Origin of the sequence: Sphingomonas sp. (assembly GCF_030145815.1) — a bacterium.
Classification (GTDB): domain Bacteria; phylum Pseudomonadota; class Alphaproteobacteria; order Sphingomonadales; family Sphingomonadaceae; genus Sphingomonas.
The window spans coordinates 131,414-158,413 of the sequence record NZ_JAIXHL010000003.1; the positions used below are offsets into that span (position 1 = coordinate 131,414).

Sequence of the window (27,000 nt, forward strand, 5' to 3'; positions counted from 1 at the left end):
ATCGACTCCGGGCGGGAGAAAATCTGGGGCCGAAGGAAATCTGGCGGATACGGGTCGCGGGATGGCGCCGCTTGGGCTACACCGGCTTGCATGTCAATACGACGCTTGCCGGAGCATCTTGTCAACCGGATAGCCGCGGGTGAGGTGGTGGAACGCCCCGCCAGCGCGCTCAAGGAACTCGTGGAAAACGCTGTCGATTCGGGGGCGACCCGGATCACCGTCCGGCTGGGCGGCGGCGGGATCGACCTGATCGAGGTCACCGACGACGGATGCGGCATGACTCCCGCCGAAATGGCGCTCGCGCTGGAGCGGCATGCGACGTCGAAATTGCCCGATGACGCGATTGATGCCGTCACGACACTGGGTTTTCGGGGCGAGGCGTTGCCGTCGATTGCCAGCGTGTCGCGCTTTACGGTCGAGAGCCGCCCGCGCGGGGCCGATGGCTGGTCGCGGACAGTGGACAATGGCTCCCTGGCGGCGGAGGGACCGGCGGCGTTGCCTCCGGGAACGCGGGTGCGGGTCGAAGGGCTGTTCGAGAAGGTGCCGGCGCGGCGCAAATTCCTGCGCTCGACCCGGTCGGAATATGCTGCGTGCCTCGACGTGGTGAAGCGCCTCGCCATGGCGCGGCCCGAGATCGGCTTTTCGGTCGAGCATGACGGGCGGCGCGTGCTGAGCGTGCAGGAGGGGATGGACCGGATCGCGCGCGTCGCTGCGCTGACCGACCGCGACCTTGCCGCCAACAGCGTCGGCATCGATTTCGAGCGCGAGGGAATATTGCTGGGCGGCGTTGCCGGATTGCCGACCTTCAACCGGGGCGTGGCGGATCACCAATATCTGTTCGTCAACGGGCGCCCGGTCAAGGATCGCCTGCTGACCGGCGCGGTGCGCGGCGCCTATGCCGAAATGCTGGCGCGCGACCGGCATCCGGTGGTGGCGCTGTTCCTCGACGTGCCACCCGATCAGGTCGATGTGAACGTCCATCCGGCGAAGACCGAGGTGCGCTTCCGCGATCCGCAACTGGCGCGCGGGCTGATCGTCAGCGGGCTGCGGCGGGCGCTGGACGGGGCAGGGCATCGCAGCGTGCAGCGGCCCGATGCGGCGGTGATGGGGTTGTGGACGTCGGAGCCGACATCGTCCGATCAGAGCCCTTCACGTCAACCCAGCGAAAGCTGGGGTCTCCCCTGGGGAAGCGATGCCAGCAGTCTTGGGAAGACCCCAGCTTTCGCTGGGGTGACGGCTTTGAATGACCGGCGCCCGACCTTCATCGCCCCACCACCCCAAGCCCGGGCCGAACCCGCCGCCGAGCCGGTCCCTGCCGCGATCAGCTACCCGCTGGGCGTCGCGCGGGGCCAGGTGGCGCGCACCTATATCGTCGCTGAGGCGGAGGATGGGCTGGTGCTGGTCGACCAGCATGCTGCGCACGAGCGTCTCGTCCTCGAACGCATGCGCCGCGCGGTAAGCAGTGGCGGGGTGGCAAGCCAGGCCTTGCTGCTGCCCGAAGTGGTCGAGCTGGACGAACCGGCGTGCGACCGGCTGGAAGCCCGCGCGGGCGAGCTGGCCGAGTTCGGGCTGGAGCTGGAACGCTTCGGCCCGCGTGCGATGCTCGTCCGCGCCACCCCGGCGCTGCTGGGCAAAGGGGATGTGATTGCGCTCGTCACCGACATCGCGGACGAACTGGCCGCATTCGACCAGGCGCTGAGCCTCAAGGAAAAGCTCGACCATGTCGCCGCGACGATGGCGTGCCACGGATCGGTCCGCGCGGGCCGCGTCCTCTCGGTCGCCGAGATGAACGCGCTGCTCCGCGAGATGGAGGTCACGCCGCACTCGGGCCAGTGCAACCACGGCCGCCCGACTTGGGTGAAATTGGCGCACGGCGACATCGAGAAGCTGTTCGGGCGGAAGTGATGCGCGACCTGTATCTGAAAGTCCGGAACCTTGTTGACGGCGATATTAAGGCCAATAGCCGACCCGCGTCGCCGTTCTTGGGCCTTCTGGTCGTCACGCCGCCTTTGGTCGGCGGGCTGCCATTTTCAGGATTTTTCGCGATCTCCCTCTGGATAGCTTTGATCGCCATTGCAGTGGTTTGGACGGGTTTTGCTTGGTGGCGCGGGGTGAGAATCCTGCGAGCGTCGGTGCTTCGTGGAGATCGGGACTATGACCGGCGCATCAAGTACGGACTTCCGCCGGAATATGTTGCAACCGAAAGCGCTACAGCCAGTCAGCGTCGCCGGACGCGCGCGCGTCGAAAATGACAACGCGGTCAGGTTCCAACCCATGCAACCTTCCCCGTCACTACGCATTGTTAACCCTGAACGACGCTTCAGGTAGAACACACATGGGTAAGTTGATGTCGGTGGCCTTGGCCGCCATTCCGCTGGTTGCGGTGCTGGGTGCGATGGTGGTCGCGCCGTAACCCACAGGTTTCGCTCCCAAGCGAAAAAAAGAGGCCGCCCGGACTTCGTGTCCGGGCGGCCTTCTCTTTGTTTGGGCCGGAAGCGGCGAGGGGGTTAGCCCTCGGCCTGCTCCTCGGTCGCCTCGACGGCAATCTCGCCGGGTTCGGCGTTGGGGTCGTAGTCCTCGGTGAAGCCGGCTTCGTCCTTTTCGAACATCGCCTCCATCACGTTGACGCCCTGTGCCTGCATCTCGGCCTCTTCCGGCGAGCGGGCGACGTTGACCTTGACGGTCACGACAACCTCGGCGTGCAGCGCGACGCGCACTTCGTACAGGCCGATCGCCTTGATCGGCTTGTCGAGCACGACCTGCGCCTTGGTGACCTTGTGGCCATCGGCGTTGAGCGATTCGACGATGTCGCGCACCGCAACCGAGCCATAGAGCTGGCCAGTGTTCGACGCCTGACGGATCAGGGTGACCGAAACGCCCTCAAGGCCCTTCGATTCCTTCTCGGCTTCGGTGCGCTTGGCGGCGTTCTCGGCGACGATGCGCTCGCGGTTCGCCTCGAACACCTTGCGGTTGGCTTCGTTGGCGCGCAGCGCCTTCTTGTTCGGGAGCAGGTAGTTACGGGCAAAGCCGTCCTTTACCTTCACCACGTCGCCGATATGGCCGAGCTTCTCGACGCGCTCGAGCAGAATGATTTCCATGAGCTGCGCTCCTTACTTCACGATGAAGGGCAGAAGGCCCAGGTGGCGCGCACGCTTGATGGCGATCGCCAGCTCACGCTGCTTCTTCGCGCTCACCGAGGTGATGCGCGAGGGGACGATCTTGCCACGCTCCGAAACGAAGCCCTGCAGCAGGCGGACGTCCTTATAGTCGATCCGGGGCGCGTCCTTCGCGGAGAAGGGGCAGCTCTTGCGGCGGCGGAAAAAGGGTCGTGCCATGTCTTATTCTCCCCGGCCTTCGTCACCATCGCGGTCGCGACGGCCGCGGCGCTCGCGGTCACCCTTACGCATCATCACGGTCGGACCTTCTTCAAGCGCGTCCACGCGGACGGTCATGTAGCGGATCACGTCTTCGTTGATCTGCGTCTGGCGCTCGAGCTCGGCGACGACACCGGCGGGGGCGTCGATTTCGAGCATCACGTAATGCGCCTTGCGGTTCTTCGCGATCTTGTAGGCGAGGCTGCGAAGACCCCAGGTCTCGGTCTTGACGACCTTGCCCTGATTATCCTCGACGATCTTGGTGGCGGTTTCCGCCAGTGCGTCCACCTGCGCCTGTGCCAGATCCTGGCGCGCAAGGAACACATGCTCGTACAGAGCCATGCGTCTGTTCTCACTTGTTGGCCGATCGCTGACGCCGCCCCATGCGGTCGCCCCTCCGGCTGTCGTTCCAAAATACGAAAAGCGGCAAGCCGAAGCTGCCGCTCAACGATGCGCCCTTACGCGCGCTATTGGGAAAAGGCAAGCGGCGAGGTGATGCACACCTCGCCGCCCGGAGGAAGCCTTTTTAGCGGATCATATTGCCAAAGATGGCGCCGATGATGCCGCTCGCGATGCTGACCATCACGATGTCATTGCCCGACTGGACGTAGCGATAGCCGCGCGGCGGTGCCTTCAGGCCGCGATAGTGACGATAATCGACCTGGCGATAGTTGCGTGCCTGACGATAGTCGAACCGTTCGCCGCGCTTCCAGTTGGTGCGGTAACGCTGCGGCGCCTTCTTCACCGTCTTCTTGACCACGACCTTGCCGTTCGGCTTGTGCTTGACGACCGTGCGGGTCTGCTGCGCCGGGGCGGCAGCGGCGGGCGCTGCGGCGAGGATCGGGCTGACCGCGACCGATGCGGCGACGGCGGCGAGAACAAACTTCTTCATTTCCAGTCTCCTTGCGTTCAAGCCCGGTATCGGGCGACGAGATCAATCTGGGGGTCGCCTGTCGCAGGGGTTTCGCGGGAGTCCCGCAAAATGGTCGCCGTGTGTCGCAACCCGTTCAGCTTCGTTCATCTTGCGGGATCGGGCCGACGCGCATAGGGCGCGGGGCCTGATTTCTAGGAGCCAGAACAATGCGAGCCTTCATCTTTCCGGGGCAGGGAAGCCAATCCGTCGGCATGGGGCTGGCGCTGAGCCAGGCCAGCGCCGCGGCGCGCGAGGTGTTTCAGGAAGTGGACGATGCGCTCGGCCAGAAGCTGTTCAAGCTGATGACCGAGGGGCCTGAGGGCGACCTGTTGCTCACCGAGAATGCCCAGCCGGCGATCATGGCGCACGCCATCGCGGTGCTGCGCGTGCTGGAGAAGGAAGGCGGCGTGCGGCTGGCGGACAAGGCCGATTTCGTCGCGGGCCATTCACTCGGCGAATATACCGCGCTGTGTGCGGCGGGCGCGCTGGACCTGTCGACGACCGCAAAGCTGCTCAAGCTGCGCGGACGGGCGATGCAGGCGGCGGTGCCGGTGGGCGAGGGCGCGATGGCGGCGCTGCTGGGTGCCGATCTGGTCAAGGCGCAGGCGATTGCCGATGCGGCGGCCGAGGGTGAGGTTTGCACCGTCGCCAATGATAACGACCCGTCACAGGTGGTGATCTCGGGCGCCAAGGGCGCGATCGACCGTGCCGTGGCCATCGCCAAGGATCATGGCGCGAAGCGCGCGGTGCTGTTGCCCGTCTCGGCGCCGTTCCACTGCCCGATGATGCAGCCCGCTGCGGATGCGATGGCAAAGGCCCTGGCCGATGTCGCGATCCGCGCGCCGCTGGTGCCGGTCTACGCCAATGTCACCGCTGCGCCAGTAAGCGACCCCGACACGATCCGGGGGCTGCTGGTCGATCAGGTGACCGGCATGGTGCGGTGGCGCGAGTCGGTGTCGGCGATGTTCGACGCCGGCGTGCATGATTATGTCGAGCTGGGCGGCAAGGTGCTGGGCCCAATGGTCAAGCGGATCGCGCCGGATGCGACGGTGACCTGCGTGGTGACGATGGATGATATCGAGGCACTGGAGAAGGTGCTTTGATCGGGTAGAAGATGGTTTGTTCGCGCAGAGGCGCGGAGAACGCAGAGGGCGCAGTGAAAGATATCGACACGGTTTCCGGTGATGTTCTGGATGTTGCGTTGCGCGTGCATCGAGAACTTGGACCCGGGTTACTGGAGTCGGTGTATGAAGGGGTACTCGCCGGTAAACTTTCAGCTCTGGGTTATCCGGTAGCTCGACAGTTGCCAGTATCAGTGGAGTTTGAAGGCGAGCACTATGATTGCGCGTTTCGCGTCGATCTTCTTGTCGACCACCGGCTGGTGGTTGAAATCAAGTCCATCGAGCGACTGGCGCCCGTCCACGCAAAGCAATTGCTGACGTATCTGAGATTATTGAAGCAGCCCGTGGGGCTGCTGGTAAATTTTGGTGGCGAAACACTTAAGGGCCATGTCCGACGGCTGGTGAACAATCATACGTCCACCGCGACCTCTGCGTCCTCCGCGCCTCTGCGCGAATATAAAACAGGAGAATGAAATTGTTCGACCTTACAGGCATGACCGCGCTGGTGACTGGCGCATCAGGTGGGATCGGTTCGGCGATCGCCAAGGCGCTGGCGGCGCAGGGGGCGCGGTTGGCGGTTTCGGGGTCCAATGCCGAGAAGCTGGAGGCATTTCGTGCCGAGCTGGGTGGGGACCATGTCGCGCTGGCGTGCAATCTGAGCGACGCCGCAGCGGTGGACGCGCTGGTGCCGTCGGCGGTCGAGGCGCTGGGGAAGCTCGACATCCTCGTCAACAATGCCGGCGTCACGCGCGACAACCTCGCCATGCGGATGAAGGACGAGGAATGGGATCAGGTGATCCGCGTCAACCTGGAGGCCGCGTTCCGCCTGATGCGCGCTGCGGCCAAGCCGATGATGAAGGCGCGATTCGGCCGGATGATCTCGATCACCTCGGTCGTCGGCGCGACCGGCAATCCGGGGCAGGCCAATTATGCCGCGTCCAAGGCCGGGCTGGTCGGCATGTCCAAGGCGCTGGCGCAGGAACTGGCGAGCCGCAACATCACCGTGAACTGCGTCGCGCCGGGCTTCATCCGCTCGGCAATGACAGACGTGCTGCCCGAAGCGCAGAAGACCGCGTTGCTCACCAAGATCCCCGCAGGCGATCTGGGCAGCGGCGAAGACATCGGTGCGGCAGTCGTCTATCTGGCGTCGAAGGAAGCGGGCTATGTCACTGGCCAGACGCTGCACGTGAATGGCGGGATGGCGATGCTGTAAGCACCGGAATAACCGGGGAAGGGGAATAATCATGTCGCTTTTGTTGATCAGCGCAGCCCTGTTTGCGGGCAGCGTGCAGGAAGAGGAAGCACGTCGACCGCGCGACCAGACGCCGATCGCGTGCCCGTATCGCACGCTGCCGCGCACGATTGATCGCGATGCGCTGGCGAGCCTTGCCCGGTCGGGGTTCGAGCCGAAGACTGCCGCAGAGAAGCGCGCGTCGCAAATGGTGGGGGAGCGACTCGCCGCGTGTCAGGTCAGCAATGGCTGGGGCGAGCGCAGCCGTCAGGCGGCCTATCGCTATCTCACCGGACGGGTGCTGCTGTCGAATGCGCGCTACCAGTTGCGAAGCCATGAAGTGACCACCGCGCAGATCGAGGCTGCACATGCCGCGCTGACGCCCGAGGCGCAGCAGGCTGTTGCGCGTGGATCGATTGCGGGTGCGGACATGACCGTCGCGTGGAACGCACTGGTCGCGGGCGGGGCCAAGCTCGACGCGGTGCCCGCCGACCAGCGCGGCGCAATCGCCGGGCTGATCCTGCAGGGATTGGCCGGCGTGTCGATTATGGCCGAAGCCGAAGCGGCGTATCGCACACGCTGAACCGCGTTCACTCCGCCCGGCCCCCCTTGCGCGGGCGCGGGCGGCGTTCTACGTGCGTTCAGGATTCGATTTTCAACGACCTCATCAAGAAGGAACAGGGTACATGAGCGAGACCGCCGATCGCGTGAAAAAGATCGTCGTCGAGCATCTCGGCGTCGAAGCCGAGAAGGTCACCGAAGACGCGAGCTTCATCGACGACCTGGGCGCGGACAGCCTCGACATCGTCGAGCTCGTCATGGCGTTCGAAGAAGAATTCGGCGTCGAGATCCCCGATGATGCCGCCGAGAAGATCACGACCGTCAAGGACGCGATCACCTATATCGACGAGAATCAGGGCTAATTCGGGTTTCCCGGATGGCCGCCCACTTGGGCAGGATTTGACGAACGGCTCCCGGTCCCGGAAAGGGGTGGGGAGCCGTTTTGTTTTGTAGCGATCAACACCGGAGAGTAACTATGCGCCGCGTCGTCGTCACCGGCCTCGGCCTTGTCACCCCGCTGGGCGGGGATGTCGAAACCAGCTGGAAAAACATCCTCGCCGCCAAGTCCGGCGCGGGGACGATCACGCGGTTCGACGCGACCGACTTCCAGAGCAACTATGCCTGTGAGGTAAAGCCGGCCGACCATGAATATGGGTTCGACCCGGCCAAGCGCGTCGATCACAAGATCCAGCGCCAGGTCGATCCGTTCATCGTTTACGGCATCGATGCCGCCGGTCAGGCGATCGAGGATGCCGGCCTGCTCGATATGAGCGAGGAAGAGCGGTTCCGCGCGGGCTGTTCGATCGGGTCGGGCATCGGCGGCCTGCCGGGTATCGAGAGCGAATCGCTGGTGCTGGCGGAGAAGGGGCCGAAGCGGGTTTCGCCGCACTTCGTGCATGGCCGCCTGATCAACCTGATCTCGGGCCAGGTGTCGATCAAATACGGCCTGATGGGGCCGAACCATGCGGTGGTCACGGCGTGCTCGACTGGCGCGCATTCGATTGGCGACGCCGCACGGATGATCGCGATGGATGATGCCGATGTCATGCTGGCGGGCGGTGCGGAGAGCACGATCTGTCCGATCGGCATCGCCGGTTTTGGTCAGGCGCGCGCGCTGTCGACGGGCTTTCGCGACGAACCGTGGCGGGCGAGCCGCCCGTGGGATCAGGGCCGCGACGGCTTTGTCATGGGCGAGGGTGCGGGCGTCGTGGTGCTCGAGGAATATGAGCGGGCCAAGGCGCGCGGCGCGAAAATCTATGCCGAAGTGATCGGCTATGGCCTGTCGGGCGACGCCTATCATGTCACCGCGCCGCACCCCGAAGGGTCGGGCGCGTTCCGCTCGATGCAGATGGCGATGAAGAAGTCGGGCCTGGCGCTGTCGGATATCGACTATATCAACGCGCACGGCACCTCGACCCCACTGGGCGACGAGCTCGAGCTTGGCGGCGTGCGGCGGCTGTTCGGCGACGCGATCGGCGACCTGTCGATGAGCTCGACCAAGTCGGCGATCGGCCATCTGCTGGGCGGCGCGGGTGCGGTGGAGAGCATCTTCTGCATCCTCGCGATGCGCGACGGCATCGTGCCGCCGACGCTGAACCTGGATAACCCCAGCGAGAATTGCGCGGGCGTCGATCTGGTCCCGCACCAGGCCAAGGAGCGCAAGGTGCGCGCGGTGCTGAACAACTCGTTCGGCTTTGGCGGTACCAATGCGTCGCTGGTGATGAAGGCGGTCTGATCCACGGGTTCGGGAGGCGTTGGTGCGCAAGTTCGGCTGTTTCGGCGTCCTCCTGATCCTCGCGCTGGTCGCTGCTGCCTTCTGGGCGGCGCAGCTGTGGGGCGGGGCCGGACCGGGGACGCGCAACACGACGCTGACCGTGGCGCAGGGATCGACCCTGACCACCGCCGCGCGCGAGCTGGAGAAGCAGGGCGCGATCCGCGATGCGGACCTGTTCCTGTGGATGGCGCGGGTGTTCGGCGACGACACGCCGATTCAGGCGGGCGAATATCGCGTGCCGGCCAAGATCAGCCAGTCCGACCTGCTCAAGATGCTGCAGGGCGGGCGCACGCTCCAGCGCTTCGTGATGATCCCGGAGGGGATGCCGTCGATCATGGTCCATGAGCGGCTGATGGCGGCCGAGCAGTTGCAGGGCGAGGTCGAAGTGCCGGCGGAGGGGAGCATCCTGCCCGACAGCTATGCCTATAATCGCGGCGATACGCGGCAGCAGGTGCTGGATCGCATGCAGAGCGCGATGGACAAATATCTCGCCGAGGCATGGGCGCGCCGCAAGCCGAACATCGCGGTCAGCACGCCGCAGGAGGCGCTGACCCTCGCCGCGATCGTCGAGAAGGAAACGAGCAAGCCCGAAGAGCGGCGGATGGTCGCGGGCGTCTATTCCAACCGGCTCAAGCGCGGAATGCCGCTGCAGGCCGATCCGACGATCATCTACCCGGTGACCAAGGGCAAGCCGCTCGGTCGGCGCATCCTGCGCTCGGAGCGTGACGCGAAGAATGACTATAACACCTATACGATGCGGGGCCTGCCGATTGGACCGATCGCCAATCCGGGCCGCGCGAGCATCGACGCGGTGCTGAACCCGGAGACGACCAACGCGCTGTACTTCGTCGCGGATGGCACCGGCGGGCACATCTTCGCCGACACGCTGGAGCAGCACAACGCGAACGTGCAGAAATGGTATGCCCTGCGGCGAGCTCGGGGGGAGATGTGAAGCTCGGTCACATCTTGCCTCCAGCCATAGTGGTCGCAGGAATCTTGACCGCGTCTTGGACCCACTACGCACCGCAACCGCCTCGTTCATTGCGATTTATTGAGACGCCCGGTCAATTGCCGGGTTGGACATTCCGCCGACTGGAATCAGAGCAGCGACTGACACTAAGTTACAAGTCTCCGGGCGGCGACGTCGAATTTATCGGAATGTGTCACGGAAATCCGATATTTCTATTTCTGAAGTATCCAGACCATTCAGGCGCACTTTCCAGCACTATCGACGGTGCCCGATTTGGCCTTTTGCGCCTTGAGGAAGGAGGTCTGTTATACGAAGACCTTCGCATCGAGGAAAAATTGGTCGAGGCACGGGATAGTATTAGCCTCACGATCGGGGATTGGCAGCGCAGCTTCTCGGCAACACCGGATATAGGCATATTCGTTACCGAATGCCGCAAGATCGGCGCGGCGGGCACGTTGTAAGCCGCGGTTATCGCGTCGATGCCGACGTCATTGCAAAGTGCGACGCTTATGTTGGCCGGGCGCGTTTTCGCCGCCCGGCCGTGATCAGCCCCGCATCCCCGCAGCTTCGCGCGCGAGTGCCTCAACCTCAGCCATGCTCGCGCCCTTGGGCGTGACCCAGCTGCCGCCGACGCACAGGACGGGGTCGAAGCCGAGCCAGTCGGGGGCGGTGGCGGGGGTGATGCCGCCGGTGGGGCAGAACTTCGCTTCGTAGAAGGGGGCGGCGAGGGCCTTGAGCGCCTTCAGTCCGCCGCTGGTCTCGGCCGGGAAGAATTTGAAGTGGCGCAGGCCCAGGTCGTAGCCGCGCATGATGTCGCCGGCATTGGCGATACCGGGGAGGAAGGGGACGCCGCTTTCCACGATCGCCTGGCCCAGCCGGTCGGTCAGACCGGGCGAGACGATGAACTCGCCACCCGCATCCATCACCTGTGCGAACTGATCGGTGTTGACCACGGTGCCCGCGCCGACGATCGCGCCCGGGACCTTCTTCATCTCACGGATCGCGTCGAGCGCGGCGGGGGTGCGCAGCGTGACTTCGAGCACCTTCAGGCCACCTGCGACCAGCGCCTCGGCAAGGGGCTTGGCGGTTGCCGCGTCGTCGATGACGAGGACGGGGATGACCGCGCTGGTCCGCATGATGGTTTCGATGCTCATTGCGTATGCTCCTGCGCATAGGCCGCCGCCGCGCCGTAGAGGCCGGGCTGGGGGTGGGTGATCAGCTTGACGGGGATCGAGGACATCAATCCCTGGAAGCGCCCCTTTGCGACGAAACGCTGTGCGAATCCAGAGCCGAGCAGGTGATCTTTGAGCCGGAAGCCAAGGCCGCCCGCGATCACCACGCCGCTCGGGCCGTGTGCGAGGGCGAGGTCGCCCGCGACCGCACCGAGGCTGAGGCAGAAACGGTCGAGTGCGGCGACGGCGAGGCTGTCCTTGCCCTCCAGCGCCAGCGTCCAGATTTCCTTGTCGGACAGACTGTGCACCGCCTTGCCCTCAATCTGCGCCAGCGTTTCGTAGATCGGGACGATGCCGGGGCCGGACACGATTCGCTCCGCCGAGACGCGGGTGTAGGTCGAGCGCAGGCGACGCACGAACGCGTCCTCGATCCCGTCGAGCGGGGCGAAATCCATATGCCCGCCCTCGGTCGCGATGACGTGATAGCCGCCATTGGGGGGACGGAAGACCTGTGCGACGCCAAGGCCGGTGCCGGGGCCGCACACGGTGATCGATCCCTTTTCCGGCAACGCTGTCATCGGGCCGCACAGATGCACGAAATCGCTGTCGGGCAGCTGGGCGACGGCATGGCCGATCGCGCCGAAATCGTTGATGAGGCTGTAGCTGTCGACCTCAAGCCGTTCGCGGATCAGCGGCGGGCGGATGATCCAGGGGTTGTTGGTGAGCTTGATCAGCTCGTCATTGATCGGCGAGGCGATGGCGATCGCCGCAGCGCGCGGCATCGGACGGCCGAATTCGCGCGCCGATGCCTGCCAGGCGAGCTGGAAGCTGGCGTGATCGGCGGTCTTTTGCGTGACCGGATCGCCCAGCGAAACGACGCGGCCATTTTCGACCTCGGCAATGGCGAAGCGGGCATGGGTCCCGCCGATATCGACCGCTACGACTTCCACTCAGTTTCCCCTCAATATCGATCGTCATTCCCGCGAAGGCGGGAATCCATTTGCCTTTACGCTGAGGTGCTTTCGCAACGGCAGCCAGAATGGATCCCCGCCTTCGCGGGGATGACGGTGGTAGTATTTATGACGAACGCGCGGGTCACAACCCAGCCGCAGCCAGCATTGCCGATCCGCCGGCCTCGGCCTCGCTGGCGCCGTGGCGCATCATTGCGAACAGCTCGCGGCCCGTGCCCAGATCGGGCGGCGGGGCGGCGGCGAGCTCGCGGGCGTCCCACTCCGCTGCATCGACCAGCGCGGTGAGGTCGCCGGTTTCGGCACAGAGGCGGACGATGTCGCCGTCGCGCAGCTTGCCGATCGGGCCGCCACCAAGTGCTTCGGGCGAGAGGTGGATCGCCGCCGGGACCTTGCCGCTCGCACCCGACATGCGCCCGTCGGTGACGAGTGCGACGCGGAAACCGCGGTTCTGCAGGACGCCGAGCGGCGGGGTGAGCTTGTGCAGTTCGGGCATGCCGTTGGCGCGCGGCCCCTGGAAGCGCACAACGACGACGACGTCGCGGTCGAGTTCGCCGGCCTTGAACGCGTCCTGCACCGCCTGCTGCGTTTCGAATACGCGGCACGGCGCTTCGATCGTCCAGCGGTCGCGCTCCACCGCGCTCACCTTGATGCAGGCGCGGCCGAGATTGCCGGCGAGGATGCGGAAGCCGCCTTCCTCGGAGAAGGGCGCGTCGATGGTGCGCACGATGCTGTCATCGCCGCTGGCCTCGCCATGATCGGCCCAGGCGAGCGCGTCATTCTCCAGCACCGGCTTCTTGCCATAGGCGTCGAGGCCGTCGCCGAAGGTGGTCAGCGTGTCGCCATGGAGGATGCCGCCCTTGAGCAGCTCACGGATCACGAAGGTCGGGCCGCCCGCATCCTCGAACCCGTTCACGTCCGCCGAGCCGTTGGGATAAACGCGGGCGAGCAGCGGCACGCTGCGCGACAGGCGGTCGAAATCCTCCCAGTCGATCAGGATGCCCGCCGCACGCGCAATAGCGGGCAGGTGGATGAGGTGGTTGGTCGATCCGCCGGTGGCGAGCAGCACGATCGCCGCGTTGACGATGGCGCGTTCGTCGACAACCTCACCGATCGGGCGGTAATCGTCGCCGTCCCAGCCGATCTGGGGCAGCCGCTGAACCGCCGCCTTGGTCAGTTCCTGACGCAGCTTCGTGCCGGGATTGATGAAGGATGCGCCGGGCACGTGGAGGCCCATCGCCTCCATCATCATCTGGTTGGAATTGGCGGTGCCGTAGAAGGTGCAGGTGCCCTTGCCATGATAGGCGGCGATTTCGGATTCGAGCAGCTCCTCGCGGCTCGCCTTGCCCTCGGCATAGAGTTCGCGGACGCGCGCCTTTTCCTTGTTGGCGATGCCGGTGCGCATGGGGCCGGCCGGGATCATGATCATTGGCAGATGGCCGAAGCGCAGCGCGCCCATCAGCAGGCCGGGAACGATCTTGTCGCAAATGCCGAGCAGGGCGGCACCCTCGAACGTGTTGTGGCTGAGCGCCACCGCCGTGGAGAGCGCGATGGTGTCGCGGCTGAACAGCGACAACTCCATGCCCGAATAGCCCTGCGTCACGCCGTCGCACATGGCGGGGACGCCGCCTGCGACCTGTGCAGTCGCGCCCGCTTCCAGCGCCCAGACCTTCATCTGTTCGGGGTAACGGTAATAGGGCGCGTGCGCCGACAGCATGTCGTTATAGGCGGTCACGATCCCGATATTCATCCGGTTCGCGGGCTTCATCGCGTCGCGCTGCTCGTCGGTGCCGGCATAGGCGTGGGCGAGGTTGGCGCAGCCGAGGCCACGGCGGCTGACACCGCCTTCGCGCTGCTGCGTCATCAGATCGCGATAGGCGGTGCGGCGTTCTTTCGAGCGCTCGATGACGCGGTCGGTGACGGCGGCGATTTCGGGGTGGAGCGTCGGCACGGTGATTACTCCAGCCAGTGGACGTCGACGGGCAGTTCTGTCTCGGCGAGCACGCGGCCGATCGGGTAGCTGCTCGATGCGCCCTGTTTGATCGCTGCCTCCAGCACCTTGCGCTTTTCGGCGCCGGTGATCGCGATCATCAGCGACTTGGCGTTGGCGATGGCGGCGGACGACAGGGTTACGCGGGCGACCGGGGCTTCGGGCGGCAGCGGGTCGGGCATGACGCCGAGCGCGCGACGTTCCTTGGGGCCGTTCAACGCTTCGTCGAAATCGGGGCCGGGGAAGATCGAGGCGGTGTGGCCATCCGCGCCCATGCCGAGCAGGACGAGGTCGAGCGGGAAGTGATGGTCGGCGAGGCGTGCGTCTGCCGCGCGACCCGCGGCCTTATAATCGTCGGCCTTTTCGCTCACCAGCGGGACGACGCGTGCGCCCTTGGGGATGAACACCTTGCCAAGGCCAGTGACGTTGGACAGCGGGTCGCCGAGCGGCACCATCCGATCGTCGGTCGGGATGATCGTTACGCGCTTCCAGTCGAGCTTCGCCGCGGCGAGCTTTTCATAGACCGGGGCAGGGGTCTTGCCGCCCGCCAGCGCGATCACCGCGCCGCCGCGCGCATCGATCGCGCTTTCGATGATGAAGGCGATGTCGCCGGCGAGGGCGTCGGTCCACTCACCCGCTTCCTCATATTCCCACCATTCGATTTCTTCGGCCATTTCAACAACTCCAGTGGGATCATTCAGTTCGGTTCGAGGGTCATTCGTTCCAGGTCACGCCGTCGCGTTCGGTGAGCGCGATGGCGGCGGACGGACCCCAGGTGCCGGAGGCATAGGGCTTTGGCTTGACATCCGCCATGTCCCATCCGGCGCGGATCGCGTCGATCCAGGTCCATTGCGCCTCAACCTCGTCGCGGCGCACGAACAAGGTGGGGTCGCCCTCGATCAGGTCAAGCAACAGCCGTTCATAGGCGATGCGGCGGCGGGTGCCGGCAAATTCGGTGTCGAGGCTAAGGTTCAGCGGCACTTCGCGCAGGCGGATGCCCTCGCGGTCGAGGCCGGGTTCCTTGGCCATGACCAGCAGGCGGACATATTCCTCCGGCTGGATGCGGATGATCAGCGTGTTCGACTGGAGCACGCCGCCGCGCTCGGCGAAGATCGAATGCGGGACCGGCTTGAACTGGACAACGATCTCGCTGCGCCGTTCGGTCATCCGCTTGCCGGTGCGCAGGTAGAAGGGGACGCCCTGCCAGCGCCAATTGTCGACATGCGCCTTGATTGCGACGAAAGTCTCGATTTTCGAGGGCTTTTCCAGCTCCTCGGCATAGCCCGCGACGATCTTTCCGGTCGATGCGCCGCCGGTATACTGGCCGGTGACGGTGAGGTTCGCTGCATCCTGTCCGGCGATCGGGCGGAGCGAGCGCAGTACCTTGACCTTCTCGTCGCGGATCGCGGTGCCGTCGAAGCGGGCAGGGGGCTCCATCGCGATCAGCGCGAGCAGCTGGAGGATATGGTTCTGGACCATGTCGCGCAGCGCGCCGACATCGTCATAATAGCCTGCGCGTCCCTCCAGCCCGACGGTCTCGCTGACGGTGATCTGGACATGGTCGATGCCGGCGGCGTTCCACACCGGTTCGAACAGCGAGTTGCCGAAGCGCAGCGCGAGGATGTTCTGGACGGTTTCCTTGCCCAGATAATGGTCGATGCGGAAGGTGCGGTCCTCCGGGAAGACCGATGCGACCGCGTCGTTGATCTCGCGGCTCGACGGCAGGTCGGTGCCGAGCGGCTTTTCGAGGCCGATGCGGACATTGTCGCCGGCGAGCCCGGCGGAGGCGAGCCCCTTGATGGTCGGTTCGAAAAATTTGGGGGCCGTCGAAAGGAAGATGGCGAGACCACCGGAGATGTCGCCGAGCTTCTTCGCGAGATCGTCATAGCCTTCGATCGTCGAGGCATCGAGTGGCTGATACTGAATGCGGGCAAGAAACGCCGCGATCGCTGCGGCATCCTTGCGGTCTTCGGGCAGGTATGTTTGCAGCGCCTTGGCGCAAAAGTCGCGATACTCGGCATCTGACAGCGTTGACCGCGCGGTCCCCGTGATCGTCAGCCCGTCGGGCAGCAGATGATCCGCATGGAGGCCGTAAAGCGAGGGAATCAGCATGCGCTGGGCCAGGTCGCCCGTGGCTCCGAACAGCAGCAGCTTGCCGAATGGCTGTCGCATCGATCCTCCCAACTCAATTTCGCGGCTGCCCTAGCAGCCGATGCGCGGATTGCGAACCCGCGCATACCTATTCGGTGCTAAAGTTGGGCCGGTTGCGACGCCGGCCCACTTGCAATCAGAGTACCAGTCCTGCGGTCGGGTCGAACCCGGCCATGATGTTGAGGTTCTGCACCGCCGCACCGCCTGCACCCTTGCCCAGATTGTCGAGCGTCGCGATCAGGCGAGCCTGGCCGCGATCGGCATTGGCGAAGACGCGGATGGTCAGGCGGTCGGTCCCGGCGTCATCCTCAAGCCGCACCAGCGTCGTCTCAGAATCGTCGATCACGCGGACGATCGGCGAGTCGCGATAGGCGTCGGCGAGCGTGTGCAGGATCTGCGTCGGCGAAGGCTTGCGGGGCAGTGCGGCGAGTGCCAGCGGCACTTCGACCAGCATTCCACGATAGGCATGGGCGACCGCCGGCATGAAGATCGGGGCGTGCTCCATCCGGGCATGCTTCTGCATTTCGGGCAGATGCTTGTGGTCCAGGTTGAGGCCATAGGCGCGGAAGCCCGTGGGTTCGGAGCCGTCTTCGAACTCGGCGATCATCGCCTTGCCCCCACCGGAATAGCCCGATGCGCCGCCCGTGCTGAGCTGCCAGTCGGCGGGGATCAGTCCGGCGCGAACCAGCGGGCGCACCAGCGCGAGATAGCCGGTCGGCCAACAGCCGGGGTTGGAAACGCGCGGCGCATCGGCGATCGCTTGGGCCTGGGACGGCTCCAGCTCGGCAAAGCCATAAGTCCAGCCATCGGCGACGCGGTGCGCGGTCGATGCGTCGATCACGCGGGTGCGGGGATTGTCGATCAGCGCCACCGCTTCCCGCGCGGCATCGTCGGGCAGGCACAGGATCACGACGTCTGCGTCGTTCAGCGCGGCAGCGCGCTTACTTGCGTCCTTGCGGTCGGCATCGGCGAGCGCGATCACGTCGATCTCGGTGCGGTTCGACAGCCGTTCGCGGATTTCAAGCCCGGTGGTCCCGGCTGCACCATCGATAAAGACGGTGACAGTCATGCCGGCAATCCCAGATCGGCGGCGGCGACATAGCCCACCAACTGCTGCGCCGGGGCGCTGCCCCAGGCGAGGCCGCCGGACAGTTCCAGCACCTCGAATACTTCGCCGGGATTCAGCACCGCCAGCTGTTCGGAGTCGACATCGCGCGCGAAGCGCAACGCGGTGGGCCTTGTGGTGACCCGCTGTAGCGGCGCGGCATAATGCGGCGCGAACACACGGTCGGCGAGGCGCACATCGGCAAGATCGCGGCGCGCGGCTTCGCGCCGGGGATCAATCGCAATCGAGCGGCCGCTGAGCGCGAATCGGTTACGCCGGGGCGGATTGTCTACTGGTGCTGCTGACGCCGTCGCCGGTGACGAATTGTCCGAATTCTGCAAGAAACTCCGCCCCTTCAGGTGTCCGCGCGACGAAGATGTTTCGCTTGTCGGTTTCATCGCGCTGGCGGCGCAGATAGCTTAGAGCGCCCAGCCTGTTCAAGGCGCGTGTGACTACAGGCTTCGACACGTTGAGCGCGCGCGCCAGCCCGCGCACCGTATGCGGGCCCGGATCGAGATAGACCAACAGCATCAGCGCCATCTGGCGGTTGGTCAGATCGGGCTCGCCCGACCGGACATAATCGATCAGGGTCGACTTCCACTGATCCAGCGACTGGTCGGTCATGGCATTCATCGCACTACTCGTCATTATCGTTACAGGCCCGCAAAGAAACCGGTCATTCCGGGTAATTAACGCTCCGATGGCCAACGGGTTTCAGCACGATGACGAAATGTTCCGTTTCGGTGACAATCCCGGCGCGACCCCGGATGGCGATCGACGGTTGATCCGCGCCCGCGGGTTGCCTATGTGGCCGCTTTCCCGAGAAAGACCGCCATGCTGTTCACCTTCCTCCTCGTCGTTCATGCCGTCATTGCGTTTCTGCTGGTGACGGTAATCCTGATGCAGAAATCGGAAGGCGGCGGCCTGACCACGGGCGGCAGCCCATCGGGCTTGATGTCGGCGCGCGGCGCGGCCAATTTCCTCACCCGCGCGACGGCGATACTGGCAGGCGCGTTCGTGGTGATGAGCATCACGCTGGCGGTGCTGGCGGCGACCCGCGGCGACACCGCGATCGACACCAGCCGCGCGACGGCTCCAACCACGCAGACCGCGCCGGCCACCCAGCCGGTTCCCGCTGCGCCGGCGGACAACAGCGCGGTTCCGCTCGCCAACTAAGCGGCATTCGCAAACTTTATTTGGCGGCGCCCGGAGTCGGGCGCTTGCCCCAACTCGTGCTTGAAGGATAAGCGGTGACTCCCATGACGCGGTATATTTTCATCACCGGCGGCGTGGTCTCCTCGCTTGGCAAGGGCCTCATGGCCGCCAGCCTCGCCGCGCTGCTTCAGGCGCGCGGCTATAAGGTCCGCATCCGCAAGTTCGACCCCTATCTGAACGTTGATCCCGGTACCATGTCGCCGTACCAGCATGGCGAAGTCTATGTGACCGACGACGGGGCCGAGACGGACCTCGATCTTGGCCATTATGAGCGGTTTACGGGGGTCGCGAGCCGGCAGTCGGACAACATCACCTCGGGTCGGATCTACAAGACGATCATCGAGCGCGAACGCCGCGGCGACTATCTTGGCGCGACCGTTCAGGTGATCCCGCACGTCACCGACGCGATCAAGGATTTCGCCCAGGCGGAAACCGAGGATCTGGACTTCGTGCTGTGCGAGATTGGCGGCACCGTTGGCGACATCGAATCGTTGCCGTTCATCGAAGCGATCCGTCAGCTCAAGAACGAGCTGGGCCGGGGCCAGTCGATCAGCATTCACGTGACGCTGGTGCCCTATATCGCGGCGGCGGGCGAGCTGAAGACCAAGCCAACCCAGCATAGCGTGCGCGAGCTGGCGTCGCTGGGGGTGCAGCCCGACGTGCTGGTGTGCCGCGCCGAAAAGCCGCTGCCGGCCAGCGACCGCGCCAAGATCGCGCAATTCTGCAACGTGCCGGCCAGCGCGGTCATTCCCGCGCTCGACGCGCCGAGCATCTATGCTGTGCCGCTGCAATATCATGCCGAGGGGCTGGATAGCGAAGTGCTGCGCGCATTCGGGATCGAGCCGGGTGCGGCGCCGGACCTGTCGCGCTGGACCGAGATTACCGACCGGCTGTTCAACCCGGAAGGTGAAGTGACGGTCGGCGTGGTCGGTAAATATGTCGGCCTGCCGGACGCATACAAGTCGCTCAACGAAGCGCTGGTCCATGGCGGCATCGCCAACAAGGTGAAGGTCAATATCCGCTGGATCGACGCGGAGCTGTTCGAGAAGGGCGACGATGCCGAGGTCGCGGCCAATCTGGAGCCGTGCCACGCCATTCTGGTGCCGGGCGCGTTCGGGTCGCGCGGCGCGGAGGGCAAGATCGCCAGCGTCCGCTTCGCGCGCGAGCGCAAGGTGCCCTATTTCGGCATCTGCTTCGGCATGCAGATGGCGTGCGTCGAAGGCGCGCGGAACATGGCCGGGATCGCCAATGCGTCGTCGACCGAGTTCGGCCCAACCGACGAGCCAGTGGTCGGCATCATCACCGAATGGATGAGCAAGGACGGGATCGAGAAGCGCGAGGAGGGCGGCGACCTGGGCGGCACCATGCGGCTTGGCGCCTATCCGGCGAAGCTCGACGGCAATTCGGTGGTCGCGTCGATCTATGGTGACGAGGCGATCAGCGAGCGTCACCGCCACCGCTATGAGGTGAACACCGGCTATCGCGAGCAGCTTGAAGCGGGCGGGCTGGTCTTCTCCGGCATGTCGCCGGACGGGATGTTGCCCGAAATCGTCGAGCGCCCCGACCATCCGTGGTTCGTCGGCGTGCAGTTCCACCCGGAGCTCAAGTCCAAGCCGTTCGACCCGCACCCGCTGTTCGCCAGCTTTATCGAGGCAGCGGTGCGGCAGTCGCGATTGGTGTGATTGAGACCGCCTGAAACGGGCAAGAAAAAGGGCGTCCGAACCGTGGTTCGGACGCCCTCTTTTGTGGCACTGCGCAAGGGGTCAGCGCAGCGCTCGGGGGTGTCACATCAGGCGACGTCGCGATGTTCGATCGCGGTCTTTTCGGTACCGCCGCCAATCGCGATCTTCTTGGGCTTCATCGCCTCGGGCACCTCACGCACCACCTCGATCACGAGCAGGCCGTCGGTGAGGTCCGCGCTCTCGACGCGGACGAAGTCGGCCAGCTCGAAGCGGCGCTCGAACCCGCGATTGGCGATGCCGAGGTGCAGCATCTGCGCAGGGTTGTTGTCCTGGGTTTCGCCCTTCTTGCCGGTCACCTGCAGCAGGTTTTGCTGCGCAACGATCTCGATCTCATCCGCCTTGAAGCCGGCGACGGCGATCGTGATGCGGTAGCGGTCGTCAGACACACGTTCGAGGTTGAAGGGCGGATAATTCTCGCTGCTGGACTGGCGCGCGGTCGCTTCGAGCATGTCGAAGAGCCGGTCGAAGCCGATCGTCGAGCGGCGGAAGGGGGTCAAATCAATCTGACGCATAGCGTAATCCTCCAATGAGCAATTTCAACGTCTTGCGGCATCCGGATCATCCGCGATGCCAAGTCTGCTCGGCCCCGAAAGCACCGAACGAATGAGATTTGGGAACTGTGATCCGGCTTTCAAGAGCGACGAAGCGAGAGAATATCGCGGCATAAAGCCCATCAATGCGATAGGAATAGAAATCCTGCCTGGTTAAACCCTAGTGGATCAGTGGAGTTTAAGTCGCGCGATCCACAAGGGGAGTTTCCAATGAGCCTGACCACGCTATCGCTGTTGCTGCTGTCATCCGCCGCGCCTTTCGTTGGACAGGAAGCGGCCGACGTGACGGTTCAGGATACTGCGCCACCAACCGTTCCGGGCGAGCAGCGGCGCAACGAAGAGGATGTCCAGCGCAGCACCGCCGCATCGGAAATCGTCGTCACCGCGCGCCGCAGGAGCGAGCAGGCGCAGGACGTTCCGATTCCGATCTCCGTTGTCGGGGTGAAGGAACTGGACAATACCGGCAGCTTCAACGTCGCGCGGCTCGCCCAGCTTCAGCCGACGCTGCAATTCTACTCGACCAATCCGCGCAACTCCTCGGTCAATATCCGTGGGCTTGGTGCGCCGCTGGGGCTGACCAATGACGGGATCGATCAGGGCGTCGGCGTCTATATCGACCAGGTCTATTTCAGCCGGGTGGCGGTCGCGACGCTCGATTTCCTCGATGTGCAGCAAGTTGAAACGCTGCGCGGGCCGCAGGGCACGCTGTATGGCAAGAACACTGTGGCCGGTGCGATCAGCATCACGTCCAAGGCGCCGAGCTTCAATTTCGAGGGCCGGGCCGAGGTGAGCCTGGGCAGCCTGGGCTTCAGGCAAGCAAAGGCGTCGATCTCAGGGCCGCTCGGCGAAACCGTTGCGGCGCGATTTGGTGTCGCGGCGACCGGACGACGCGGCACGGTGTATAACGTCGCCACCGGCAATTATGTGAATGAGCAGGATAATATCGGCCTGCGCGGCGCGATCCTGTGGCGGGCGAGCGACGCGCTCGATCTGACGCTGAGCGCGGACTATAACCGGCAGGATCCCGAATGCTGCGCGCAAATCTATGTGCGCTATGGCCCGACCCAGCGCGCGGCAGCGCGGCAATATCCGGCGCTGACGGCTGCGTTCGGCTATGCCGTGCCGAGCACCAATCCGTTCGATCGGCTGACCGACGTCGATGCCGATTTGAATGCGACCAACACATTGGGTGGCGTGTCGCTGCGTGGGGAGCTTGATCTGGGCAGCGGCACATTGACGTCGGTCACCGCGTGGCGCTTCTGGGACTGGCTCCCCGCGAACGACCGCGACTTTACCGGTCTGCCAATCACCACCCTATCGCAGAATCCGACGCGGCAGGACCAGTTCACGCAGGAATTCCGCTATGCAGGCGATGGCAACGGGTTTGACTATGTATTGGGTGCCTTCGCCTTCTATCAGGACATCCACACCACTGGCACCCAGCGTCAGGGGCCGGCGGCGAGCCGGTGGCTGATCAACCCGAGCAACGCGCTGTCGAACGATCCGACGGTGCTCGACGGGTTGACCGCATCGAACGATATCCGCCTCAAGAATTTTAGCGGCGCTCTGTTCGGCAAGCTCAACTGGCAGCTGACGGACCAGCTGACCCTCTCGCCGGGCGTGCGGTTGAACTATGACGACAAGGTCGGCAGCTATGTGTCGATCGTTCGGGACGGGCAGGGCAATCTGGTGCCCGCGACCGGTGGCACGGCGCGTCAGGTCGAACAGCGCGCGGCGCTGACCCCACAGGCGTTTCGCGATGAAGCCTATCGCGCATGGAACGTGTCCTATGACCTGACCGCATCATATGCGCCGAGCAGGGACGTGCTGGTCTATGCGACCTATGCTCACACGTTCAAATCGGGTGGGCTCAACCTGAACGGCGTGCCGGTGTTCAATGGCGTTGCGCAGACCCAGTTCGCGCAGGTCAAGCCGGAGCAGGTCGATCATTTCGAACTGGGCGCGAAGACCCAGTTCTGGGATCGCAAGGTGACGCTCAACGCCACCGGTTTCTGGACGGTGATCAAGGACTATCAGGCGCTGGTCAATGACGGCGCCAACGCGACCCTGCGCGGCTATCTCGCCAATGCTGGCGAAGTGCGGGTGCGCGGGGTCGAGGTCGATTTCTCGATCCGGCCGAGCGAGCGGGTCAGCCTGTACGCCAATGGCGCCTACACCGATCACGAATATGTCGAGTTTACCAACGCGCCATGCCCGCCCGAACTGGCGGGCGGAGGCAGCGGCGCGGTGATCGGTGCGCCCGGGACGCCGGGGACCAACAGCCCGATTGCGTGCGACATTTCAGGCCAGTGGCTGCCGGGCATTTCCAACTGGGCCTTCTCGTTCGGCGGGGAGGCAAATCAGCCAGCGTCGATCCTGGGCAAGGCGGGGGACGTCTATCTCGGCGTCGACGCCAGTACGCGGTCCAAATTTTCGTCCAACGCCTCGCGCTCGATCTACACCGATATCGAGGGTTATGCGCTGACCAATCTGCGGCTCGGGTTCCGCAGCGATGACGGGATCAACGTCTTCGCTTGGGTCCGCAATGCGTTCGATGTCGAATATTTCGATGTGCTGGCGACCACGCCCGGCAACACCGGGCTGATCGCGGGCAATGTCGGCGATCCGCGCACCTGGGGCGGGACGGTGAGCTTCAGCTTCTGACGAGATGCCGGTGACGCTGGTCCTGAACGCGGGACCGAACGTCAACGGACAGGGGAGGGAGTCGGGATGGCTCCTAGGGCTTCCTCCCCGACTCGCTTGTCGGGCTTTCCCGGGGCGAGTGCAGTTATGAGAAATGCCAAAGGCCCGGGCCGTTTCCGACCCGGGCCCCTGCGTGACGATGCCTCGTCAGCCCCCTTAAGTGGCCACTTCTGCCCGCGCGCCCTTTTCAAGGCGGGGCTGAAGAGCCTCCCCGAACCACGGCCGTTGCCATTGCTTCGTGGGAGTGTGCTAGGATGGCGACAGGCCGTTGTCACGGGGCGTTGACGTCACGACGGCGGATTGCCGCGGCCCTGTGTTTATTTGGCAACAGCGCGATTGCGCGCGCCCGCGCCACCCCCTAACACCGCGCCATGTTCCTTTCCCGATATGAACGCATGATCGCGCGCCGGTACCTGCTACCGGGCCGGGGCGAGGCCTTTATAGCGCTGGTCGCGTCGATCAGCCTGGTCGCGGTGATGCTGGGCGTCGCCGCGCTGGTCATTGTGATGAGCGTGATGAACGGCTTTCGCGCCGAGCTGTTCGACAAGATCACCGGGCTCAACGGCCATGCGGTGGTGCAGGGTTATGGCGGGCAGCTGCGCGACTGGCGCGCGGTGGTGGCCGAGGCGCGCAAGACGCCGGGCGTGACGACCGCGACCCCGCTGATCGAGCAGCCGTTGATGGCGAGCTTTCAGGGCCGGGTCGAAGGCGTGCTGATTCGCGGGATGACTGTCGCTGACCTGCGCGCCAATCCGACGCTCAATCGCAATGTCGTGGCGGGGCGGATGGCGGAGCTGACCCCGGACTGCGAATGCGTAGCGGTCGGATCGCGCCTCGCCATGACGCTCGGCGCTTCGGTGGGCAGCAGCGTGCAGCTGATCAGCCCGCAGGGGCCGTCGACGCCGTTCGGCACGGTGCCGCGCATCGTGTCGTACCGAGTCGCCGCGATCTTTGAAGTCGGCGTCTACGACTATGACAAGGCGTTCGTGGTGATGCCGATGGAGACCGCCCAGACGCTGCTGCTGATGGGCGATTCGGTCAGCATGATCGAGATCGATACCGTCGATCCCGACCGGGTCGGCGAAATTCTCGCCCCGCTGGCGCAGAAGGTCGTGCAGACCGCGCAGCTCAGCGACTGGCGCACGCTCAACGCGACGCTGTTCGAGGCGCTGGCGGTGGATCGGCTGGTGACGTTCACGGTGCTGTCGATCCTGATCCTGGTCGCGGTGTTCAACATCCTGTCGTCTCTGATCATGCTGGTGCGCGCGAAGACGCGCGACATTGCAATCCTGCGCACGATGGGGGCGACGCGGAGTGGCCTGATCAAGATTTTCGTGACGGTGGGCACCGCGATCGGCGGGCTGGGGATTGTCGCAGGACTGATCCTTGGCTTTGTGTTGCTCTATTTCCGGCAGGGGGTGCTGAGCTTCCTTGGCTTCATCACCGGACAGGAAATCTGGGATCCTTCGATGCGGTATCTGACCGAACTGCCCGCCAAGACCGATCCGGTGGAGGTCGCCAGCATCGCGCTGATGGCGCTGGGCTTCAGCTTCCTTGCGACGCTCTACCCGGCGTTCAAGGCGGCGAGCACCGATCCGGTACAGGTGTTGCGTTATGAGTGAAGCCGTGCTCCAGACCGCTGGCCTGCGCCGTGCCTTTACCCAGGGCGATGCGACGATCGAGGTGCTGCGCGGCATCGACCTGTCGGTCGCGCCGGGCGAGATCGTCGCGCTGCTCGGTCCGTCCGGTTCGGGGAAGTCGACGCTGTTGCAGGCGGTCGGCCTGCTCGAGGGCGGGTTCGAGGGGTCGATCCGCATCGCGGGCATTGAGGTGGCGAAGCTGGAGAGCCATGCGCGCACGCTGACGCGGCGCGACAAGCTCGGCTTCGTCTATCAGTTCCACCATCTGCTTCCCGATTTCGACGCGACCGAGAATGTCGTTCTGCCGCAGCTGATCCAGAACGCGACCCATGCCGATGCGCGCGCGCGGGCAGAGGCGCTGCTGACCGCGCTGGGCCTTGGCCACCGGCTGACGCACCGACCGAGCCAGCTGTCCGGCGGCGAGCAGCAGCGTGTCGCTGTCGCCCGTGCGCTCGCCAACCGGCCGGCACTGGTGCTGGCGGACGAGCCGACCGGCAATCTGGACGAGAAGACCGCCGATGTGGTGCTCGCCGAATTCCTGCGGCTGGTGCGTGGCGAGGGCGCGGCGGCGCTGATCGCGACGCATAACGAACGGCTGGCGGCGAAGATGGACCGCGTGGTGCGGTTGCATGAGGGATTGCTGGAGTGAAGCTCGGCACAGGGTTGCTGCTGGCGTTCGGGGCCGGGATGCTCGGCCTGGCGGGCTACGGTGCGGTGACGCTGATCCAGCATGGCGGACTGCCGTTCCAAAGGTTGCGCGTCGCGTCGGAAAGCATGGCACCGACGCTGCGACCCAAAATGACGATCATGGCGCGCAAGACACCGGCCGAGGCGCTTCGCCGGGGTGACATTGCGGTGTTCGCGGTCGAGGACAATAAATGGGTGATGCGCGTGGTTGGCCTTCCGGGCGATCGCATTGCCATGCGTGATGGGCGGCTGGTCCTGAACGGAAAGGTCGTGCCGCAAGTGAATGCGGGCGCAATGACGATCGAAGGCGTCCAAGCGCGGATCCTGAACGAGCAGCTTTCGGGGTCGCGCGCCGCCTATCGCGTGCTGGATTTCGGCATGACACGGGGTGACGAGATGGCCGAGATCACGGTGCCGCCCGGACGCTTTTTCGTGCTGGGCGACAACCGCGACAATGCTGCCGACAGCAGGTTCCCGGCCGGGCCGACGGGCGGTAGCGGGATGGTTGCGTTTGCCGATATCTATGGGATCGTCCGCCCGGAAGATTTGAATAGCGATTAGGAGGCGAATGTGACTGCGATCACCGAAATCCCTGTTACCACCGCGAGCGGCGAGCTGGCTGACCTGTCCGAGTTCGCCGGCAAGGTGCTGCTGATCGTTAATGTCGCGTCGAAATGCGGGTTCACCCCGCAATATACTGGCCTTGAGGAGCTTCATCGCCGCTATGGAGAGCGCGGGTTCGAGGTGCTGGGGTTCCCGTGCAACCAGTTCGGCGCGCAGGAGCCGGGCGACGCGGCGGAGATCGCGAATTTCTGTTCGCTGACCTATGACGTGACCTTCCCCGTGTTCGGGAAGATCGACGTCAATGGCGCAGATGCGGCGCCGCTCTACCGCTGGCTCAAGAAACAGGCGCCGGGGCTGTTCGGGACCGAGGGGATCAAGTGGAACTTCACCAAGTTCTTGATCGACCGTGACGGGAATGTGGTCGAGCGTTACGCCCCGCAGACCAAGCCCGAGGATATCGCGGCAGATATCGAGAAGCTGCTTTAGGCGCACTTTACCGTCATCCCCGCGAACGCGGGGGCTCATCTCCCGGACCATCCGCGATCGCACCCGTGCGGCGTTCCGTAGG

At 64.8% G+C, this 27,000-nt stretch carries 30 protein-coding genes; 17 read left to right on the forward strand and 13 right to left on the reverse strand.

What is annotated here, in order from left to right; translation table 11 throughout:
• Nucleotides 1-90 precede the first annotated feature (90 nt).
• Complete coding sequence (gene mutL / locus KYX69_RS03670; RefSeq protein ID WP_300493829.1) at nucleotides 91-1,905, forward strand: DNA mismatch repair endonuclease MutL; 1,815 nt, start codon at nucleotides 91-93, stop codon at nucleotides 1,903-1,905.
• Complete coding sequence (locus KYX69_RS03675; RefSeq protein WP_300493832.1) at nucleotides 1,905-2,252, forward strand: hypothetical protein; 348 nt, start codon at nucleotides 1,905-1,907, stop codon at nucleotides 2,250-2,252. Before mutL ends, KYX69_RS03675 begins: the two co-directional genes overlap by 1 nt.
• Before the next feature lie 255 nt (nucleotides 2,253-2,507).
• Here KYX69_RS03675 and rplI read toward each other — a convergent pair whose 3' ends face one another.
• The 4 genes from rplI to KYX69_RS03695 all read right to left on the reverse strand — a co-directional run bounded on the left by rplI (nucleotide 2,508) and on the right by KYX69_RS03695 (nucleotide 4,266).
• Nucleotides 2,508-3,098, reverse strand: coding sequence for a 50S ribosomal protein L9 (gene rplI, locus KYX69_RS03680; RefSeq protein WP_300493834.1), 591 nt, complete (start codon nucleotides 3,096-3,098; stop codon nucleotides 2,508-2,510).
• Between the two features lie 12 nt (nucleotides 3,099-3,110).
• The gene (gene rpsR, locus KYX69_RS03685) at nucleotides 3,111-3,335 is read right to left on the reverse strand and encodes a 30S ribosomal protein S18 (protein ID WP_066575653.1); all 225 of its coding nucleotides are present in this window, start codon (nucleotides 3,333-3,335) and stop codon (nucleotides 3,111-3,113) included.
• 3 nt (nucleotides 3,336-3,338) lie between these two features.
• Nucleotides 3,339-3,716, reverse strand: coding sequence for a 30S ribosomal protein S6 (gene rpsF, locus KYX69_RS03690; RefSeq protein ID WP_300493865.1), 378 nt, complete (start codon nucleotides 3,714-3,716; stop codon nucleotides 3,339-3,341).
• Between the two features lie 184 nt (nucleotides 3,717-3,900).
• Entirely contained in the window at nucleotides 3,901-4,266 is a 366-nt protein-coding gene (locus tag KYX69_RS03695) for an RcnB family protein (protein ID WP_300493868.1), read from the reverse strand.
• Nucleotides 4,267-4,454: 188 nt separating this feature from the next.
• On the opposite strand from KYX69_RS03695, the gene fabD reads away from it, so the two are divergent.
• The 8 genes from fabD to KYX69_RS03735 all read left to right on the forward strand — a co-directional run bounded on the left by fabD (nucleotide 4,455) and on the right by KYX69_RS03735 (nucleotide 10,405).
• Entirely contained in the window at nucleotides 4,455-5,390 is a 936-nt protein-coding gene (gene fabD, locus KYX69_RS03700) for an ACP S-malonyltransferase (protein ID WP_300493871.1), read from the forward strand.
• 53 nt (nucleotides 5,391-5,443) lie between these two features.
• The gene (locus KYX69_RS03705) at nucleotides 5,444-5,881 is read left to right on the forward strand and encodes a GxxExxY protein (RefSeq protein ID WP_300493873.1); all 438 of its coding nucleotides are present in this window, start codon (nucleotides 5,444-5,446) and stop codon (nucleotides 5,879-5,881) included.
• Nucleotides 5,882-5,883: 2 nt separating this feature from the next.
• Nucleotides 5,884-6,621, forward strand: a complete 738-nt coding sequence (gene fabG / locus KYX69_RS03710; protein WP_066662637.1) for a 3-oxoacyl-[acyl-carrier-protein] reductase — start codon at nucleotides 5,884-5,886, stop codon at nucleotides 6,619-6,621.
• A gap of 31 nt (nucleotides 6,622-6,652) precedes the next feature.
• Entirely contained in the window at nucleotides 6,653-7,222 is a 570-nt protein-coding gene (locus KYX69_RS03715) for a hypothetical protein (RefSeq protein WP_300493876.1), read from the forward strand.
• 103 nt (nucleotides 7,223-7,325) lie between these two features.
• On the forward strand, nucleotides 7,326-7,562 hold the full coding sequence (locus KYX69_RS03720) for an acyl carrier protein (RefSeq protein WP_066575645.1): 237 nt from the start codon (nucleotides 7,326-7,328) through the stop codon (nucleotides 7,560-7,562).
• 113 nt (nucleotides 7,563-7,675) lie between these two features.
• Entirely contained in the window at nucleotides 7,676-8,935 is a 1,260-nt protein-coding gene (gene fabF / locus KYX69_RS03725) for a beta-ketoacyl-ACP synthase II (RefSeq protein ID WP_300493879.1), read from the forward strand.
• 22 nt (nucleotides 8,936-8,957) lie between these two features.
• Nucleotides 8,958-9,926 (forward strand): endolytic transglycosylase MltG, encoded by a 969-nt coding sequence (gene mltG / locus KYX69_RS03730; RefSeq protein ID WP_300493882.1) that lies wholly within the window; start codon nucleotides 8,958-8,960, stop codon nucleotides 9,924-9,926.
• Nucleotides 9,923-10,405 (forward strand): hypothetical protein, encoded by a 483-nt coding sequence (locus KYX69_RS03735; RefSeq protein WP_300493885.1) that lies wholly within the window; start codon nucleotides 9,923-9,925, stop codon nucleotides 10,403-10,405. Before mltG ends, KYX69_RS03735 begins: the two co-directional genes overlap by 4 nt.
• A gap of 84 nt (nucleotides 10,406-10,489) precedes the next feature.
• Here KYX69_RS03735 and eda read toward each other — a convergent pair whose 3' ends face one another.
• From eda to KYX69_RS03775, 8 genes are all read right to left on the reverse strand, one after another.
• A complete protein-coding gene (gene eda / locus KYX69_RS03740; protein ID WP_300493887.1) occupies nucleotides 10,490-11,098 on the reverse strand; it encodes a bifunctional 4-hydroxy-2-oxoglutarate aldolase/2-dehydro-3-deoxy-phosphogluconate aldolase in 609 nt (202 codons plus the stop codon).
• Complete coding sequence (gene glk / locus KYX69_RS03745; RefSeq protein WP_300493889.1) at nucleotides 11,095-12,066, reverse strand: glucokinase; 972 nt, start codon at nucleotides 12,064-12,066, stop codon at nucleotides 11,095-11,097. The genes eda and glk overlap by 4 nt, the downstream gene beginning before the upstream one ends.
• A 145-nt stretch (nucleotides 12,067-12,211) precedes the next feature.
• Entirely contained in the window at nucleotides 12,212-14,035 is a 1,824-nt protein-coding gene (gene edd, locus KYX69_RS03750; RefSeq protein ID WP_300493892.1) for a phosphogluconate dehydratase, read from the reverse strand.
• A 5-nt stretch (nucleotides 14,036-14,040) separates the two neighbouring features.
• Nucleotides 14,041-14,748: a 6-phosphogluconolactonase gene (pgl, locus tag KYX69_RS03755; protein ID WP_300493894.1), complete on the reverse strand. Its 708-nt coding sequence runs from the start codon at nucleotides 14,746-14,748 to the stop codon at nucleotides 14,041-14,043.
• A 40-nt stretch (nucleotides 14,749-14,788) separates the two neighbouring features.
• Nucleotides 14,789-16,246 carry a glucose-6-phosphate dehydrogenase gene (gene zwf / locus KYX69_RS03760; protein ID WP_300493897.1) on the reverse strand — a complete coding sequence of 486 codons (1,458 nt, stop codon included), beginning with the start codon at nucleotides 16,244-16,246 and terminating at the stop codon, nucleotides 14,789-14,791.
• Nucleotides 16,247-16,361: 115 nt separating this feature from the next.
• A complete protein-coding gene (argC, locus tag KYX69_RS03765; protein ID WP_300493900.1) occupies nucleotides 16,362-17,294 on the reverse strand; it encodes an N-acetyl-gamma-glutamyl-phosphate reductase in 933 nt (310 codons plus the stop codon).
• Nucleotides 17,291-17,527 carry an SH3 domain-containing protein gene (locus KYX69_RS03770; protein ID WP_300493903.1) on the reverse strand — a complete coding sequence of 79 codons (237 nt, stop codon included), beginning with the start codon at nucleotides 17,525-17,527 and terminating at the stop codon, nucleotides 17,291-17,293. Before KYX69_RS03770 ends, argC begins: the two co-directional genes overlap by 4 nt.
• Before the next feature lie 73 nt (nucleotides 17,528-17,600).
• Nucleotides 17,601-17,963, reverse strand: coding sequence for a MarR family transcriptional regulator (locus tag KYX69_RS03775; RefSeq protein ID WP_300493906.1), 363 nt, complete (start codon nucleotides 17,961-17,963; stop codon nucleotides 17,601-17,603).
• 204 nt (nucleotides 17,964-18,167) lie between these two features.
• Here KYX69_RS03775 and secG point away from each other — a divergent pair, with 204 nt between their 5' ends.
• The gene (secG, locus tag KYX69_RS03780) at nucleotides 18,168-18,506 is read left to right on the forward strand and encodes a preprotein translocase subunit SecG (RefSeq protein ID WP_300494190.1); all 339 of its coding nucleotides are present in this window, start codon (nucleotides 18,168-18,170) and stop codon (nucleotides 18,504-18,506) included.
• A gap of 83 nt (nucleotides 18,507-18,589) precedes the next feature.
• Nucleotides 18,590-20,227, forward strand: a complete 1,638-nt coding sequence (locus tag KYX69_RS03785; RefSeq protein ID WP_300493909.1) for a CTP synthase — start codon at nucleotides 18,590-18,592, stop codon at nucleotides 20,225-20,227.
• A 107-nt stretch (nucleotides 20,228-20,334) separates the two neighbouring features.
• Here the strand turns inward: KYX69_RS03785 and KYX69_RS03790 are convergent, their stop codons facing one another.
• Nucleotides 20,335-20,799, reverse strand: coding sequence for an Hsp20 family protein (locus KYX69_RS03790; RefSeq protein WP_300493911.1), 465 nt, complete (start codon nucleotides 20,797-20,799; stop codon nucleotides 20,335-20,337).
• Nucleotides 20,800-21,048: 249 nt separating this feature from the next.
• Here KYX69_RS03790 and KYX69_RS03795 point away from each other — a divergent pair, with 249 nt between their 5' ends.
• The 5 genes from KYX69_RS03795 to KYX69_RS03815 all read left to right on the forward strand — a co-directional run bounded on the left by KYX69_RS03795 (nucleotide 21,049) and on the right by KYX69_RS03815 (nucleotide 26,918).
• Nucleotides 21,049-23,502 carry a TonB-dependent receptor gene (locus KYX69_RS03795; RefSeq protein ID WP_300493913.1) on the forward strand — a complete coding sequence of 818 codons (2,454 nt, stop codon included), beginning with the start codon at nucleotides 21,049-21,051 and terminating at the stop codon, nucleotides 23,500-23,502.
• A gap of 410 nt (nucleotides 23,503-23,912) precedes the next feature.
• Nucleotides 23,913-25,163 carry a lipoprotein-releasing ABC transporter permease subunit gene (locus KYX69_RS03800; RefSeq protein WP_300493915.1) on the forward strand — a complete coding sequence of 417 codons (1,251 nt, stop codon included), beginning with the start codon at nucleotides 23,913-23,915 and terminating at the stop codon, nucleotides 25,161-25,163.
• Nucleotides 25,156-25,830 (forward strand): ABC transporter ATP-binding protein, encoded by a 675-nt coding sequence (locus KYX69_RS03805; protein ID WP_300493917.1) that lies wholly within the window; start codon nucleotides 25,156-25,158, stop codon nucleotides 25,828-25,830. Before KYX69_RS03800 ends, KYX69_RS03805 begins: the two co-directional genes overlap by 8 nt.
• The gene (lepB, locus tag KYX69_RS03810) at nucleotides 25,827-26,429 is read left to right on the forward strand and encodes a signal peptidase I (RefSeq protein ID WP_300493919.1); all 603 of its coding nucleotides are present in this window, start codon (nucleotides 25,827-25,829) and stop codon (nucleotides 26,427-26,429) included. The genes KYX69_RS03805 and lepB overlap by 4 nt, the downstream gene beginning before the upstream one ends.
• Nucleotides 26,430-26,438: 9 nt before the next feature.
• Complete coding sequence (locus KYX69_RS03815; protein ID WP_300493921.1) at nucleotides 26,439-26,918, forward strand: glutathione peroxidase; 480 nt, start codon at nucleotides 26,439-26,441, stop codon at nucleotides 26,916-26,918.
• The last annotated feature ends 82 nt before the right edge of the window (nucleotides 26,919-27,000 follow it).

Bases quoted from the DNA above. Each gene is read 5' to 3' on its own strand.
- mutL (WP_300493829.1), top strand. From the start codon at position 91: ATGTCAATACGACGCTTGCCGGAGCATCTTGTCAACCGGATAGCCGCG.
- KYX69_RS03675 (WP_300493832.1), top strand. From the start codon at position 1,905: ATGCGCGACCTGTATCTGAAAGTCCGGAACCTTGTTGACGGCGATATT.
- rplI (WP_300493834.1), bottom strand. From the start codon at position 3,098: ATGGAAATCATTCTGCTCGAGCGCGTCGAGAAGCTCGGCCATATCGGC.
- rpsR (WP_066575653.1), bottom strand. From the start codon at position 3,335: ATGGCACGACCCTTTTTCCGCCGCCGCAAGAGCTGCCCCTTCTCCGCG.
- rpsF (WP_300493865.1), bottom strand. From the start codon at position 3,716: ATGGCTCTGTACGAGCATGTGTTCCTTGCGCGCCAGGATCTGGCACAG.
- KYX69_RS03695 (WP_300493868.1), bottom strand. From the start codon at position 4,266: ATGAAGAAGTTTGTTCTCGCCGCCGTCGCCGCATCGGTCGCGGTCAGC.
- fabD (WP_300493871.1), top strand. From the start codon at position 4,455: ATGCGAGCCTTCATCTTTCCGGGGCAGGGAAGCCAATCCGTCGGCATG.
- KYX69_RS03715 (WP_300493876.1), top strand. From the start codon at position 6,653: ATGTCGCTTTTGTTGATCAGCGCAGCCCTGTTTGCGGGCAGCGTGCAG.
- KYX69_RS03720 (WP_066575645.1), top strand. From the start codon at position 7,326: ATGAGCGAGACCGCCGATCGCGTGAAAAAGATCGTCGTCGAGCATCTC.
- fabF (WP_300493879.1), top strand. From the start codon at position 7,676: ATGCGCCGCGTCGTCGTCACCGGCCTCGGCCTTGTCACCCCGCTGGGC.
- eda (WP_300493887.1), bottom strand. From the start codon at position 11,098: ATGAGCATCGAAACCATCATGCGGACCAGCGCGGTCATCCCCGTCCTC.
- pgl (WP_300493894.1), bottom strand. From the start codon at position 14,748: ATGGCCGAAGAAATCGAATGGTGGGAATATGAGGAAGCGGGTGAGTGG.
- zwf (WP_300493897.1), bottom strand. From the start codon at position 16,246: ATGCGACAGCCATTCGGCAAGCTGCTGCTGTTCGGAGCCACGGGCGAC.
- argC (WP_300493900.1), bottom strand. From the start codon at position 17,294: ATGACTGTCACCGTCTTTATCGATGGTGCAGCCGGGACCACCGGGCTT.
- KYX69_RS03775 (WP_300493906.1), bottom strand. From the start codon at position 17,963: ATGAATGCCATGACCGACCAGTCGCTGGATCAGTGGAAGTCGACCCTG.
- KYX69_RS03785 (WP_300493909.1), top strand. From the start codon at position 18,590: ATGACGCGGTATATTTTCATCACCGGCGGCGTGGTCTCCTCGCTTGGC.
- KYX69_RS03790 (WP_300493911.1), bottom strand. From the start codon at position 20,799: ATGCGTCAGATTGATTTGACCCCCTTCCGCCGCTCGACGATCGGCTTC.
- KYX69_RS03795 (WP_300493913.1), top strand. From the start codon at position 21,049: ATGAGCCTGACCACGCTATCGCTGTTGCTGCTGTCATCCGCCGCGCCT.
- KYX69_RS03800 (WP_300493915.1), top strand. From the start codon at position 23,913: ATGTTCCTTTCCCGATATGAACGCATGATCGCGCGCCGGTACCTGCTA.
- KYX69_RS03805 (WP_300493917.1), top strand. From the start codon at position 25,156: ATGAGTGAAGCCGTGCTCCAGACCGCTGGCCTGCGCCGTGCCTTTACC.